At 60.1% G+C, this 13,087-nt stretch carries 15 protein-coding genes and 1 tRNA gene; 9 read left to right on the forward strand and 7 right to left on the reverse strand.

All coding sequences use genetic code 11. The annotated features are described in order from the left end of the window. The first annotated feature begins 45 nt into the window (after window positions 1-45). From ACFQJC_RS03340 to speB, 3 genes are all read left to right on the forward strand, one after another. Window positions 46-474, forward strand: coding sequence for a DUF5518 domain-containing protein (locus ACFQJC_RS03340; protein ID WP_390221832.1), 429 nt, complete (start codon window positions 46-48; stop codon window positions 472-474). 76 nt (window positions 475-550) lie between these two features. Next, window positions 551-925: a translation initiation factor IF-5A gene (locus tag ACFQJC_RS03345; protein WP_390221833.1), complete on the forward strand. Its 375-nt coding sequence runs from the start codon at window positions 551-553 to the stop codon at window positions 923-925. A 15-nt stretch (window positions 926-940) separates the two neighbouring features. Continuing rightward, entirely contained in the window at window positions 941-1,750 is an 810-nt protein-coding gene (gene speB / locus ACFQJC_RS03350) for an agmatinase (RefSeq protein ID WP_390221834.1), read from the forward strand. Window positions 1,751-1,789: 39 nt separating this feature from the next. Here speB and ACFQJC_RS03355 read toward each other — a convergent pair. Further along, a tRNA-OTHER gene (locus ACFQJC_RS03355) sits at window positions 1,790-1,877 on the reverse strand. Window positions 1,878-2,155: 278 nt separating this feature from the next. Between ACFQJC_RS03355 and ACFQJC_RS03360 the strand changes: the two genes are divergently transcribed. The 6 genes from ACFQJC_RS03360 to ACFQJC_RS03385 all read left to right on the forward strand — a co-directional run bounded on the left by ACFQJC_RS03360 (window position 2,156) and on the right by ACFQJC_RS03385 (window position 7,450). Further along, complete coding sequence (locus ACFQJC_RS03360) at window positions 2,156-2,917, forward strand: Nif3-like dinuclear metal center hexameric protein (protein WP_390221835.1); 762 nt, start codon at window positions 2,156-2,158, stop codon at window positions 2,915-2,917. Window positions 2,918-3,018: 101 nt separating this feature from the next. Next, a complete protein-coding gene (locus ACFQJC_RS03365; protein WP_390221836.1) occupies window positions 3,019-4,071 on the forward strand; it encodes a deoxyhypusine synthase in 1,053 nt (350 codons plus the stop codon). 123 nt (window positions 4,072-4,194) lie between these two features. After that, window positions 4,195-5,292 carry a hypothetical protein gene (locus ACFQJC_RS03370; RefSeq protein WP_390221837.1) on the forward strand — a complete coding sequence of 366 codons (1,098 nt, stop codon included), beginning with the start codon at window positions 4,195-4,197 and terminating at the stop codon, window positions 5,290-5,292. A gap of 230 nt (window positions 5,293-5,522) precedes the next feature. Beyond that, complete coding sequence (locus ACFQJC_RS03375) at window positions 5,523-6,524, forward strand: DUF7972 family membrane protein (RefSeq protein WP_390221838.1); 1,002 nt, start codon at window positions 5,523-5,525, stop codon at window positions 6,522-6,524. 352 nt (window positions 6,525-6,876) lie between these two features. Continuing rightward, a complete protein-coding gene (locus ACFQJC_RS03380; RefSeq protein WP_390221839.1) occupies window positions 6,877-7,194 on the forward strand; it encodes an amphi-Trp domain-containing protein in 318 nt (105 codons plus the stop codon). 49 nt (window positions 7,195-7,243) lie between these two features. Further along, on the forward strand, window positions 7,244-7,450 hold the full coding sequence (locus ACFQJC_RS03385) for a DUF1328 domain-containing protein (protein ID WP_390221840.1): 207 nt from the start codon (window positions 7,244-7,246) through the stop codon (window positions 7,448-7,450). Window positions 7,451-7,668: 218 nt separating this feature from the next. Here the strand turns inward: ACFQJC_RS03385 and ACFQJC_RS03390 are convergent, their stop codons facing one another. The 6 genes from ACFQJC_RS03390 to ACFQJC_RS03415 all read right to left on the reverse strand — a co-directional run bounded on the left by ACFQJC_RS03390 (window position 7,669) and on the right by ACFQJC_RS03415 (window position 13,086). Further along, window positions 7,669-8,754 carry a GNAT family N-acetyltransferase gene (locus ACFQJC_RS03390; RefSeq protein ID WP_390221841.1) on the reverse strand — a complete coding sequence of 362 codons (1,086 nt, stop codon included), beginning with the start codon at window positions 8,752-8,754 and terminating at the stop codon, window positions 7,669-7,671. Between the two features lie 184 nt (window positions 8,755-8,938). Next, window positions 8,939-10,780 (reverse strand): cation:proton antiporter domain-containing protein, encoded by a 1,842-nt coding sequence (locus ACFQJC_RS03395; protein ID WP_390221842.1) that lies wholly within the window; start codon window positions 10,778-10,780, stop codon window positions 8,939-8,941. A gap of 368 nt (window positions 10,781-11,148) precedes the next feature. Next, window positions 11,149-11,433: a translation initiation factor eIF-1A gene (gene eif1A / locus ACFQJC_RS03400; protein ID WP_390221843.1), complete on the reverse strand. Its 285-nt coding sequence runs from the start codon at window positions 11,431-11,433 to the stop codon at window positions 11,149-11,151. Window positions 11,434-11,699: 266 nt separating this feature from the next. Further along, window positions 11,700-11,894: a cold-shock protein gene (locus ACFQJC_RS03405; protein ID WP_390221844.1), complete on the reverse strand. Its 195-nt coding sequence runs from the start codon at window positions 11,892-11,894 to the stop codon at window positions 11,700-11,702. 216 nt (window positions 11,895-12,110) lie between these two features. Then, window positions 12,111-12,365 (reverse strand): HalOD1 output domain-containing protein, encoded by a 255-nt coding sequence (locus ACFQJC_RS03410; RefSeq protein ID WP_390221845.1) that lies wholly within the window; start codon window positions 12,363-12,365, stop codon window positions 12,111-12,113. Between the two features lie 73 nt (window positions 12,366-12,438). Beyond that, window positions 12,439-13,086 carry a helix-turn-helix domain-containing protein gene (locus tag ACFQJC_RS03415; RefSeq protein WP_390221846.1) on the reverse strand — a complete coding sequence of 216 codons (648 nt, stop codon included), beginning with the start codon at window positions 13,084-13,086 and terminating at the stop codon, window positions 12,439-12,441. Window position 13,087 lies beyond the last annotated feature (1 nt).

The following is a 13,087-nucleotide window of genomic DNA, read 5'->3' on the forward strand; positions in this document are numbered from 1 at the left end:
ACCGGGCGCACACGTTTATTTGCGTCCACCCGAGTACGTCCCTGTATGACACAGTGGCGGGTGGTGGTCATCGGGGTGGGTCTCGCCGCATGCACCGAGTTGCTCGTCTACCTCATGACGGGGCAGTTCACCCTCGTCGGCGGGGTGACCGGCAGTGCGCTGGCGGGGTACGTCGTCGGGACCGACCCGGCGGACGGTGCGTGGCACGGACTGTTATCGGGCGTCGTCTGGGGGAGTCTCTTGATGCCCCTGTCGATTCTCCTGACGTTCCTGAACGAGACGCCGATTCTCTTTCCGTTTCAGTACTTGCTCCCGTTCTTCGAGACCTCGGGCGAACTCACGACGGCGATTATGCTCGCACTCTCGTTGCCGAACGTCGCGTCGGGAGCACTCGGCAGCGTCGCCAGACGGGATGCCGAGGGGACGTGGTTCGACCCGAAGATGGCGGAGGTCGAAGCCGTCGAGGAAGCTTGAAACGCGATTACGGCAACACACCACGTAGGAGCGCCGTTCCAAACCGTTTATACCCTCCTTCCCATAACGGAGAGACATGGCGAAAGAGCAAAAGCAGGTTCGCGAACTCCAAGAAGGGAGCTACGTCATGATGGAAGAAAAGCCGTGCAAAATCTACGCCTACAGTACCGCAAAGCCCGGTAAGCACGGCAGTGCGAAGGCTCGTGTCGAAGCCCGCGGCGTCTTCGACAGCAAGAAGCGTTCGCTCTCGCAACCTGTCGATGCGAAGGTCTGGGTCCCGATTATCGAGCGAAAGCAGGGTCAGGTCGTCTCTGTCACCGGCGAAGACGCTCAGATTATGGACCTCGAAACCTACCAGACGTTCACGATGCGCATCCCCGACGACGAGGAACTCAACCCCGAAGACGAAATCGAGTACCTCGAATACGAAGGCCAGCGCAAAATCGTCTAAACGGGGGACTTCGAGATGTTCCCCGGGGCAATCACGGACCGTGAAGTAGCATCCTACGTCATCGTCGGTGCCCCGCTCGACATCTCTACCTCCTTCCAACCTGGAACCCGTTTCGGACCGAATCGAATCCGTCAGTTCGGCGGGTCGTTCGACGACTACGACCGCCGAACTGACCAATTTTTCACCGAGTTGAGCGTCCACGACGCGGGCGACGTCCGCGCGTGGGACGACGCACCCGAATACATCGAGTGGCTCACCGGGAGCGTCCGCGACGCCGTGTGGGACGACGCCGTCCCCCTCCTCGTCGGCGGCGAACACACCGTCACCGCCGCGGGCGTCGCCGGCGTCGAACCCGACGTGTTCGTCTGTCTCGACGCACACCTCGACCTCAGAAAAGAGTACGACGGCAACGAGTGGAGCCACGCGACCATCACCCGCCGCACACTGGACGAACTCGGCGTCGAACGCGCAATCGTCCTCGGGGCACGAACCGGGTCGCCCGAAGAATGGGAACGCGCCGAGCAGGACGACGTGACCGTCGTGCCACCCGAAGAAGTCAGCGAGTGGGAGCCGGATTTCGACGACGAATCTGTCTATCTGAGCGTCGATATCGACGCTGCCGACCCGGCGTTCGCACCCGGTACGGGGACGAAAGAGCCGTTCGGGTTGACTTCGCGCGAGATGCGCGACGTGGTTCGGTCGGTCGCACCCCACGCCGACGGGTTCGACGTCGTCGAGGTCAACGACCGGGACGACGGACAGGCGGCGACGCTGGCGGCGAAGTTGCTTCGGGAGTTCGTGTTTTCACACGCCGACGCACGATAGCACCTGCACGTAGTCGGTAGTAACGCGAAAAGCAGTGAACGAAAGGGGGTGGATTCGAACCACCGAGGCCGTCTTTCAGGCTACCCACCGCAATGATGGATGCTCTACCAGGCTGAGCGACCCTTTCACGTGGAATTCGACCACGTACGTACATTCGCCCGTTCCGTATTGAGTACACGCCGACTATACTCGGGTAGGCAGTACATACACGACAAATAGAGTATGTATTCGGTCTGAATATTTGGTCTGAGCGTCGGAACTCGTCGCCCGATAGCGGTCGGTTTCTGCCTCCGAGTTGCATCGGCAGTGTTCGGTACCCACACTGTTCAGCCCAGTCGATGGAGAGTCACTCGCTGGATTCCACCAAGCCGTTTCTTACAAGTCCCCGAACGCCAACTGACGAGTATGCAACTCTCCGAAGTCGTCGCCCGATTCGACGAGGTGCTCTCGCCCGACGAGTTCGCCGACGTGGACGCCAGCCCGAACGGCTTGCAAATCGGCCCGGACGAAGGCGAAGTCGAAACCGTCGTCTTCGCCGTCGATGGCGCGACGGCGACGTTCGAGAAGGCAATCGAACTCGACGCCGACCTCTTCGTGACGCACCACGGCCTGATTTGGGGCGGACTCGAGAGGGTCACCGGCAACGAATACGACCGAATCGCCCCGCTCATCGAGAACGAGATCGCGCTCTACGCCTCGCACCTCCCGCTCGATGGAAATCAGAAATACGGCAACGCCGCCGGTGTCGCCGACCAGCTCGGTCTCGTCGAACGCGAACCCTTCGGGTCGGTCGGCCCGGTTCACATCGGCCAGTACGGCGAGTTCGAGTCCGGAAAGACGAGCGGCGAGATTCGAGACGCATTGGACGAACTCGAAGGCAACGACGGCACGCAAGTGCTCGACTTCGGTCCCGACGAGATTTCGTCGGTCGCCGTCATCACCGGGTCGGGAACCGATTGGCTGGACGAAGCGGAAGAACGCGGTGCGGATGCACTCGTGACGGGCGAAGGCAAGCAGAAAGCCTACCACGAAGCCCGAGAAGCTGGAATTTCGGTATTCCTCGCGGGTCACTACGCCACGGAGACGTTGGGCGTGAAGAATCTCCAATCGCTGGCTGAGGAGTGGGGACTGGAGACGGAGTACGTCAGCTACCCGACCGGGTTGTAAATCGCCACCCCGGGTCGTCGGCCACTTTCGACGCCTGCTATCTCCTCGCACAGTCTCGCCGGACCGGGGCGTTCAAACGCCCCGCCATCGCAGAGAGAGGCATGAGCGACCACGACGACCACGAGGAGGGCGGTCACGACCACGACGGTGGCTACGAGATGCCGCACCGCGAAGAGTTCCAACACGACCCGCTCGGCCACACCGAAATCACGAGCGGCATGACCGTCGGCGAACTCGTCCAGCAGTACGGCCACGCCGGTATCGGCGCGGCGGACGTACACGAGGCCGCAGACATCTACTACGAGATGCTCGCCGACGACGACTGCACGGTGTTCATGTCGCTCGCCGGCGCGATGGTCCCCACCGGGATGCGAAAGGTCGTCTCCGACCTCATCCGCGACGGCTACGTGGATGCCCTCGTGACGACCGGTGCGAACCTCACGCACGACGCCATCGAAGCCATCGGCGGCAAGCACCATCATGGTGCCGAGCATCACGACGAGAAGACGCCGCGGGAACACGACGAAACGCTCCGTGACGAAGAGGTGGACCGCATCTACAACGTCTACCTCCCGCAGGAGTACTTCGCGCTGTTCGAGTCGCACCTCCGCGACGAGGTGTTCCCGCCGCTGGAGGAAGAGGGAATCGTCAGCATCGAGCGACTCTGCCGCGAACTCGGCCGCGCTAACAGCGAGGTCAACGAGCGCGAAGGTATCGAGGAGGACGCCGGTGTCGCCGCCGCGGCCTACGAAGCGGACGTGCCCATCTACTGCCCCGCAGTGCAGGACTCAGTGCTCGGGTTGCAAGCGTGGATGTACTCCCAAACGTCGTCGTTCTCGCTCGACGCGCTCTCGGATATGACGCCGCTGACCGACCTCGCCTACGACGCCGACACGGCCGGATGTCTGCTCGTCGGCGGTGGCGTCCCGAAGAACTTCACGCTCCAGACGATGCTCGTCACGCCCGGCGCGTACGACTACGCCGTCCAGATTACGATGGACCCCGCCGCGACCGGCGGGCTATCGGGGGCGACGCTCGACGAAGCCCGCTCGTGGGGTAAACTGGAGAAAGACGCTCGCAACGCGACGGTACTCGGCGATGCGACCATCATGCTCCCGCTCCTCGTCGCCGCCGCCCGCGAACGCCTCGAATAACGTACTCGCTGGTCGTCTTCTTCTCGCCGTTTTCACCCGCCCGTCTCGCCGCAGTCGTGCCGTTCTCACACCCGAGAATAGAGGAGAAACACCTAACAGCCGCGTATTCAATCGGTAGCACGAATGACGGCTCCCTCGCTGGCCTCGCTCATCGACGAGTGCTCGGACGTCGAACTCGCCGCCATCTTCGAGCACATCTGGGAGGCTCGCGGGTACGAGACGCGCGTCCGCTTCAAAGGCCCGAACGTCCTCGTCGAAGCCGAGGGAAAGACGCCGGACGGGACGCCTCGTGAGCTTCGAATCTGGATTACGTCGAGCAAGCGGATAACCGCCGATATGACGAGTGCGTTCGTCCGAAACTGTGATTTCGCGGGCTTCGAGCCGTATCTCGCCGTCGTCGGGCGGGGGTCGATGAATCCCGATGCCTACCAGACCGGCCTGGTCAAACACGATGCCTCCGGTATCGCCGTCGAAGTGCGAGAGACGGGGACCGAGGAGTTCGTCCGCGGACTCGTGGGTGAGAAAGAACCCATCGCTCGAAACTGGCTCGGCGACCCGACCGACCCGGGCGAGGAAGGTGGCGACAAGAGCGACGGCGAAGGTGGCGAGGGCGGCGAGGACCCAGACGGAGTCTCACGTCGCGCCGCGCTGAAGAAAGTCGGACAGTACGTCGTCGGTGGCTTCGTCACCTACGTCGTGGTCGAACAGATTTCTGATTTCGTCCAGTCGTCGCCGAAACTCCGCGCCGAGGTCGAAGCCGGGCGCGAGTGGGTCGATTCCCACCTCCCCGACGTGTCGCTCCCGGCCGTCGAGTGGGAGGTGCCGACGCCACAGCCGCTCTACGACGAGCACGGGAATCCGAACACGGAGCCGAAACCGAGTGACGAGCCGACGACCACGGCGACGATTCCGTACGGCGAACTCGCGTCGAACCCCGAAGGCTACGCGGGCGACGTAGTCACCTACACCGGGCGAGTCGATTCGACGAGAGAAGACGAGTCGGTTCGGCTGGCGACGGTGACCGTCGCGGACGAAGGCGGTCGCCTGACCGGCGACGTGGTCACCCGATGGCCGACCGGACGGTTCTTCGACGACGCAGTCGGGTTCCGACTGCTCGAAAACGACGAGATACGGTTTTGGGGGACCGTCGCAGGGTCGATGTCGCTGTCTGGCGGGCCAACGGTTCCCCTCATCGACGTGCAAGCGCTGGAGAAGGCGTAGGCATGGACGAAAAGTGACTTGCTGTTCTATTGGATAGGTGGAAGTGGCCGATGACGAGGCACCCGTTCCGAACCGAACTAGGCACTCGGTGATGCGGAGCCCTATGAGTGCCGAGGCCGAACGATGACCGACTCGGCTACTGCGATACGAGCAACCACTTCGTAGTGCCGACTTGTATTTGCAAGTGATAGTTTCTGGTCGCTCGGAGCGCGAAGTTCTACACTCGATTGATGGCAGAACGAACAGCGATTCCTCTTATTGAAGAGTCAGTCACCGGATTGCACGAAAAACCGCTCGCGCGGTTTTTCATCTTCGCTAACCGACTGGTTCTCGCAGGCGTATTGTTACTCGTCGTACTGGTTGTACTGACTGGACTGGACTGGCTCAGCGGACTCGCGTCCACCAACCGGGACCCGCTGTTCTACCTGTTCAGCGCGCTGACCGGTGGAAACTTCACGCTCGTCACCATCATCGTCTCTATCAACCAACTGGTCGTCTCCCGACAGCTGAGCACGCCAGGTGAACTCCGGCAGCAGATAGAAGAGACAAACGAGTACCGTGAGTCCGTCATCAAGACGCTACCTGATGACGACGTGGCACCGGTGACCCCGACGGAGTTCCTCCACCTCCTGTTGCGAGCGATTACGGAGTCGTTGGCTCGACTGGAGCACGGCTCCGAGGACATCGACGACGACGATGCCGTAGAACTCGTTACCAAACTCGTCGATGACCTCACCACGCACATCACCCACGTCGATAGCCTCCTACAGAACACGGAAGACAACATTTTCAGCGCGCTCTCGGCGACTCTGACGACGAACTACTCCCAGCACATCTACCGCGCCCGCAGGCTTCAGCACGACTACGAAGGGATTCTCTCGGAGTCGGGGGACGACACGCTCGACGAACTCGTCCTCCTGCTTCAGCAAGTAGATGTCGCTCGCCAGTACCTCAAGACGCTGTACATGCAGGAGGAACTCTCTTCGCTGTCGCGGTGGCTCCTCGCTGTCGGCTTCGTTGCCGTGTTAGTCTGTATTGCGATGCTGCAGTTGTTCGTCGCCGCCTCCAGTACAGAACTCTCACCAGTGGTACTGTCCGGTCTGACGACGCTCTCGGTCACCGTCGCGTTAGCGCCCCTCGCCGTCGTGCTGTCGTACGTGTTACGCATCTCGGCGGTCGCCCAACGAACCGTCGCCATCACGCCCTTTACCACGACCAGACAGGAGAGTTAACCAGCCGAATTGCGCCGTTTCACAGGTACACTGGAATAACTGCCGACCATGGGTGTCGAGGGGACCGGTTTCTGGGAGATTGGTCTTCGGTCCCGATTCGATATCAGATTTAGATCAGTGCCCTCGAAAGCGACGCGCCTCCCGCGGTTTATTCCGACCGACGAGACAGTGGGAGATACACCTACTGTGTTGGTGCCGTGAATAGCGACACATCGACGCGTACAATCGAGCGACTGCTCCGTTGTCGAGATAAGTCCGAGAAAATGCAGACTATTCGTGGTTCGGGACAGTCACAGAAGGAGCACTGAGCTATCTACTGAATAACAATCACGATACGGCCTGTAATGTAGTTGTGAACAACTTCGAACTCGAGCGAGAAGAGACGCGGAACGGCGTCGCAACGTACCTTCGACAACTCGCAGATGGTCTCGAACAGGGCAGCAAACTCACCCTCGTCGCCGGTGACGAGAGTGCGACGATAAACCCGCCAGAAACGGTCCACCTCAAGATAAAGACGGACACCGACGGGTCGTGGCTCGGCGGCGAAAACGGACGGTCGTTTAGCCTCGAACTGGGGTGGCAAGCAGACGAGGTAGACTCGAACCAAGAACTGACCATCGTCACCCAATCGAATACGAGCCACCGTGTGCAGGGAGATGACCCGTTATGAGCGCTCGGGGAGTCCCACAACGCGGTGATAGAGAGACGGGTGAGAGCCGATGACTCCGACACAGGTCTGGTTACTCGGCCTACTTCCAGCCCAGTTGTTCAGCGGGGAGTTCCTCACGTACGCGCTCGTCTTTTTCGTCCTCGCCGTCGTCGCTGGATTGGTCGGATTTCGCGGTGTTGCCGGCATCTCGATGGAGATTGCGAGGATATTCGTCTTGATCTTCCTCGTGTTGGCCATCATCACGCTCATCCTCTGAACACACGCGATTCGGAGCCGGGTTTCCGGGTCACCTCTCGTTTTTGCGTGGGGCCTTCACAGTACTACTCCGTCGAACATCGACAGCGGGGCACTCTTCGATAACGGCGTCTCGGCGGCCAGATAGTAGTGGTCAACGGAGAGGGTTCCGAAATAACCGAACTGAGCGGGAACCGGCCACGTGAGTCCCTCAGTGAGGAGGTCGCTCTACATCCCCGACTACAGTCCTTTCTCGACGATTCGTTGTCGGCCGAGTTTGAACAGCGGCCACATGAGCTGGTTCTTGCCTCGCTCCCACTGGAGGACAGGCACTGGTTGTGCACCGTACTGTGTCTTGAATCGGAACACAGAGTTGTCGAAGTGTGACCCAGCGGCACCGAAACTGTAAGTCTCGAACCCCTCTTCGATGCCCCATTGCATCGCCCGAGCGTGGATGAGTTCGGACGGGTAGTAGTCGTAGCAGTCGCGGTCTGGAATCGCCGACAGCCAGTGATGGAGCGTCGAGTTCTCCGTGTCGAGGAGGTAGATGTACTTCCCCTGTACGTGTCCATCCACGGACGCCGTGAACACGCGAACGCGCTCGTCGAAGTTGTCTCGGAGGGTCTCGAAGAACGAGAACGGGACGAGATTTCCGCCGACGCGCTCGATGTTCTGTTCGTACATCTCGTAGGTCCGATGCATATCGGTCCCGAGCCGGTCGATATCGACGTAGTGGTCTTGTTCGTGTGCGCGGCGGACATCTTTTCTTCGGGATTTGTCCATCGACGCGAGAATCTGCTCCCAGCCATCCGACAGGTCGATGAGGAACGTGGCGACGTTCGAGTTCGGTTCGTAACCGCGCGCGCGCAAGTACTGGCCGTATCGGATATGGCCGAGGTCGTAGGTCGAGATGAGGTGGTAGAGGAGATTACTGTCCGTCGCCGAATCGAGCGCGTCGAAGAGGCGGTCGATGTTCTCGCGTTCGTTCGAGGAGACGATCGGTCCACCGTGGCCGACGCCGCCGGACTCCATCACCGAGATATCGAACGCCGAGATGAGTGCGTTCGGAACGGAATCCGGGACGGTCAACTCCGAGACGAAGTTGGGAAAGAGGGCGATTGGGTTGGAGTCTTTGTTCACGACGACGTGCCGCGGTTCGTAGTCGAATCCTTCCTCGACGGCGGCCAGCCATTCGTGACGATGGAACAACGTCCCTTGGTCGGCGTGGGTGACCAAGTTGTTCCACTGATTCTCGTTGTAGTCGTGGATGCTTCGCAGAATAGACGTCCCATTCTCGTCTACCTGCGAATATTTCGCGCGGGGCATACTCCGGAAAACTGGCGGTAGTATATTGGTTATTTGTCACCTTATCGTGGCTGTTACAGTACTCAACCGTTTCACCGTTCATCTGAGAGCGACACAGCCGTTCGAAACAATCTCAATTCGTCGTGAATGGTATGTTAATGGCTCGACGCACCCGGGACGCCGATTCGCTCCGATTCGAGCGCAGTCATCCGTTTTCGGTGAGTAGCTCTCGGGCCTTCTTGACTGCTCCCGACCGGCCGAAGATAGTCACGTGGTCGCCCTTTCGAAGGACCGTCTCCTGTGTGGGGACGATAAACTCCGTATCACGCTTGATGAGGACGAGAACTGCCTGGTCAGGGAGGTCGATTGCGTCGATCGTCTCGCCATCGACGATATCCGAGATGACCGTCTCCTCGGCGAACTTCTGTCGGTGGTGGGTCGTCTCACGCCACTCTGACAGCGTCGGCAGTGCGACCAACTCTTCGATTCCGTTCACGGTTGCTGCCGTCGGCGTGAGCGTCGAGACGCCGATATCGTTGAACGCCGCGGCTTTGGTCTGGTCGTTCACGAGCGAGATGAGTACCTCGACATCGAACGTGGACCGTGCGATTTGACACGCGAGGACGTTCACCGCGTCGTCTTTCGTGGCCGCGATAAGCATCTCTGCGTTCCGTGCGCCTGCTTTTTCCAGGGTGTCGGTATCTGTTCCATCGCCGCGAACGACCGAATAGCCGGCGGCCTGGAGGGACGAGACGACGTTGTCGTCTCGTTCGACGATGACGGGGTTCTCGCCTCGTTCGTCGAGGTTGTCTGCGAGCAGTCGTGCGACGTCGCCGCCGCCGATGATGAGTGTTGTCATGGGAACGATGTTGAGTGAACGCGCGATGAGCGGTGCGCCGCCCGCTTCGGTGACGACGGTCACCAGAATGACCAGAAAGACGAGGTTCACGACGCTCGTCGCGTTCGCCACGCCCGCCGAACTGAGTTGCAGCGAGAAGAGCGTCGCCGTCGCCGCGGGAATGATGCCCCGCGGCCCGATAGCCGCGATGAACGCACGCTGGTTCAGCGAGAACTCCGAATCGTACGTCGAGACGAAGACGGCGAGCGGTCGAATCACGAACATGGCGATGAGGACGACGCCGACCCCGGCAAGACCGAGTTCGACGATATTCTCGAACTGGATGAGCGCCGCGAGGACGATGTAGACCGCGCTGAGGATGATGTTCGAAATCGTGCCGTTAAATCCGGCAATCTCGTCACGAAACGGGATGTCGATGTTCCCCATCGCCAAGCCCGCGACGGCAACCGAGACGACGCCCGCTTCGGTGGCGAACTGACTGGCGACGGTGTAACTCAGCAGTGCGGCGGCGAGGACGACGATTCGTGAGTCTCTGACCGAGTTGCTGAACCGCCGGAGGACGAACGCGAGGGCGAACACCGTCACCAGTCCGAACAGCACACCGATTGCGACTTGGCTGACGAAGTCTGCGACGATATCTCCCTCTCCGGTCACGCTAATCGACCCGATTACTATCGAGAAGACGACCGCACCCAACACGGACGCGACGGGGTCGTTGACGATGCCTTCGGTTTCGAGGATGCTCGAAACTTTCTCCGGGACGGAAATCTGCTCCAAGACGGGCGTGATGACCGTCGGCCCGGTGGCGACGAGGAGCGCCGAGACGAGAAACGAAATCGTCCACTGTAAGCCGAGCAACCAGCGAATCACCAGTCCGAGTCCGACGAACGTGATGGCAGAGCCGACGGTGACGAGATACAGCGTCGGCCGGGGTGTCGCGCGAATCTTCGAGCGGGTGAGCGAAAACGCCCCCTCGAAGATGATGACGGCCACGGCGATATCGACGAAGAGTGAGAGTTGGTCGTCGCTGAGCGAGGCGGTGAAAAATCCGACACCTTCCGGTCCGATGGCGATGCCGAGGGCGAGTAGGAACACGACGTTCGGTACGCCAACTCTGTCAGAGACGAGTTTCGAGACGGCACCGAGCGCGATGATGACCGAGACGATGACCAGCGGGTCTTCTGCCATTGACTCCCTCTGTGGCGGCCACACCCGCCTTCGACGTCCGTGGTCGCCAACGGGGTCGTTGACCTATGTGAACATGGCGGTCAGCATACAAAAACAGGTCTTACCGGTTGTGGACAGATTCCCTCGCCGAGCGCTCGCGGCGGAACGAACAACTTGGGTGCGGACCACCATCTATCTGGGAACGCTCCGCGGAGACCACCATCCGTGAATTTCTACTCCGGGCGTCCTAAGGGCTCAGAGCAGAACAACTGTCGGCACCGCCGCTCTCGAATTCGAATTGAACGGTTCACCGCGCGCGACGGGTGCTGGCCCACGCTCACACGCACGAACTCAGCTAGAAGAATGCTCGCCTCTCGGCGAATAAATCATCAGTCGATGTGGCCTTCGCGGCGGAGTTGGTCGGCGTCTTGCTCGGAGTAGCGCCATTCGATGTTCGCTTTTTCGTCCTGCCAGGACCACGGTTCGACGATGACGGTGTCGCCCTCGTTGATCCAGGTTCGGTACTTCATTCGGCCGGGAATTCGGCCCATTCGCTCTTTGCCGTCGTTACAACGGACGCGAACGTGGTTTCCACCGTTATGCTCTGTGACCACTGCGAACAGTTCGTCTCCCCGAGGCATTCGGAGATTTCGACGTTGAGTTTCTTCGCTCACGGGTTACCGTAGAGTGGCACACGGATAAGTTATCGGAGAGGCCTGATACCGTGTGACAAGCGGAGAAAAACACCAGTTCAAGCCACGTGCAGACGCGAGACTATCGCTCGGCCGATGTGAGCACGTTAACGGAGAAACCGGTCGTTCACGGTGGGTTGGAAATACACTTGACACGAGCACCTGAGCCGATGCTATTTGCACTCGAAGTGCAAGTGGTCGTAAAATCTGATGTCGTTGACCGCAGTTACGCGGCGTACTAAACGGATTTAAAGACGCGTCAGGTTCGCTGCGCGTGGCCCCTTGGGGGACTGTTCGATATCGAATTCAACATCCTGGTTCTCTTCGAGGTCCGGGCCGCCGATGTCTTCCATGTGGAAGAACACGTCGTCGTCCGCATCGTCCGTCGAGATGAAACCGTAGCCGCCTGTGTCGTTGAAGAAATCAACGTTTCCTTTCGCCATTGCTTTTGGACAAAACAGCCATCGACAGTTAATACTTGCGAGGGTTGTTGTACCATGGGTGAGAGAAATTTGAATTTATTTCTCCACTAGGCCATTAAATAGACAAACGTCTGTGGATTGGTCGGGTTTGCGAGGGCACGCCACCTGATTCGAACGCCAGAGTCTGTGCTTCTGTGGTATCCGCAGTTCGACAAAACGATGAGTGAGAGACCGGTTCTACTTCGAGAGTGGATTGGTCGAGACACCGCCATCGGCGTAGACGGTCACTTCGTACCCGGAATAGCGAAACGAGATGGTCGAGAGACTTCGGTCACTTTCGACGAGAGCGTCCAGTGCTTCCGGGTCGATAACGTCTGCGAGTGGCGTCGTGATGTCGAGCGGGTCGATAGATTCCTCGTGTGCGACGGCCTGTACGACTCGGACGCTCGGACGCGAGTGTGCCGCGTGTCGGGAGAGTAGTTCTCGTGTCATGTCTGTAGTCACTCTTTGACCGCCGGCTGCTATCTGTCTCTGCCTTGACTATGTAAGAGAACGACACCTGCCCCTACGTATCCTCGACGAGACGACTGACGAGGGTCCGGGTTCCGCGTCGCAGCCGCCCCGCGAGCGCCTGTCTGGAGATACCGAGCGAGGCCGAGATGTCTTCGAGCGTCGCGCGCCGCGGTTCGTCGAAGTAGCCTCGGTCGAACGCGAGAAGGAGCGCTTCGAGTTGCGCATTCGAGAGTTCTTGCCCGTCGCCGTCGCCGTTGCCACCGCCCTCGTAGATTTTGTTGAACTCCACGGAGATGTCTCGGTCCGTAAACCACTCGAAGAACTCGCTTACTTCGTTTCGGTTCTCGGCACGAAACGTCAGTTCCCACACCCGGTCTGTGCCGTAGCCGCTGAGTAGCGAGAGGTTGTGCTCCGAGAGTTCGACAATCGTAGACTTCACCGACCGCGACCACTCGATGCGGTACAACGTGCCGTGTCCGTCCACCTCGTCTACGACGCTGATGTGACGAATCGCTTCGTGGACGTCCGCGGCGTGGACGATATCCTGCTGACTCGCCCCGCGAATCCAGAGGTACGGAATCACGGCCGAACTCGTCGGGACGAGTCGGTCGAGTTCGATTCTGATGCCGGGGATATCGACGAAGACCTGACCAACGTCGAACTCGCGGGCGGGGACGATAACCTCGACAATCGTGGCCATA

Origin of the sequence: Haloferax namakaokahaiae (assembly GCF_042663225.1) — an archaeon.
Classification (GTDB): Archaea; Halobacteriota; Halobacteria; order Halobacteriales; family Haloferacaceae; genus Haloferax; species Haloferax namakaokahaiae.

Excerpts from the sequence above, each read along its gene's own strand:
- speB (WP_390221834.1), top strand. The coding sequence starts at position 941 with ATGTTCCCCGGGGCAATCACGGACCGTGAAGTAGCATCCTACGTCATC.
- ACFQJC_RS03340 (WP_390221832.1), top strand. The coding sequence starts at position 46 with ATGACACAGTGGCGGGTGGTGGTCATCGGGGTGGGTCTCGCCGCATGC.
- ACFQJC_RS03365 (WP_390221836.1), top strand. The coding sequence starts at position 3,019 with ATGAGCGACCACGACGACCACGAGGAGGGCGGTCACGACCACGACGGT.
- ACFQJC_RS03360 (WP_390221835.1), top strand. The coding sequence starts at position 2,156 with ATGCAACTCTCCGAAGTCGTCGCCCGATTCGACGAGGTGCTCTCGCCC.
- ACFQJC_RS03410 (WP_390221845.1), bottom strand. The coding sequence starts at position 12,365 with ATGACACGAGAACTACTCTCCCGACACGCGGCACACTCGCGTCCGAGC.
- ACFQJC_RS03395 (WP_390221842.1), bottom strand. The coding sequence starts at position 10,780 with ATGGCAGAAGACCCGCTGGTCATCGTCTCGGTCATCATCGCGCTCGGT.
- ACFQJC_RS03375 (WP_390221838.1), top strand. The coding sequence starts at position 5,523 with ATGGCAGAACGAACAGCGATTCCTCTTATTGAAGAGTCAGTCACCGGA.
- ACFQJC_RS03345 (WP_390221833.1), top strand. The coding sequence starts at position 551 with ATGGCGAAAGAGCAAAAGCAGGTTCGCGAACTCCAAGAAGGGAGCTAC.
- ACFQJC_RS03415 (WP_390221846.1), bottom strand. The coding sequence starts at position 13,086 with ATGGCCACGATTGTCGAGGTTATCGTCCCCGCCCGCGAGTTCGACGTT.
- ACFQJC_RS03370 (WP_390221837.1), top strand. The coding sequence starts at position 4,195 with ATGACGGCTCCCTCGCTGGCCTCGCTCATCGACGAGTGCTCGGACGTC.
- ACFQJC_RS03405 (WP_390221844.1), bottom strand. The coding sequence starts at position 11,894 with ATGGCGAAAGGAAACGTTGATTTCTTCAACGACACAGGCGGCTACGGT.
- ACFQJC_RS03390 (WP_390221841.1), bottom strand. The coding sequence starts at position 8,754 with ATGCCCCGCGCGAAATATTCGCAGGTAGACGAGAATGGGACGTCTATT.
- ACFQJC_RS03385 (WP_390221840.1), top strand. The coding sequence starts at position 7,244 with ATGACTCCGACACAGGTCTGGTTACTCGGCCTACTTCCAGCCCAGTTG.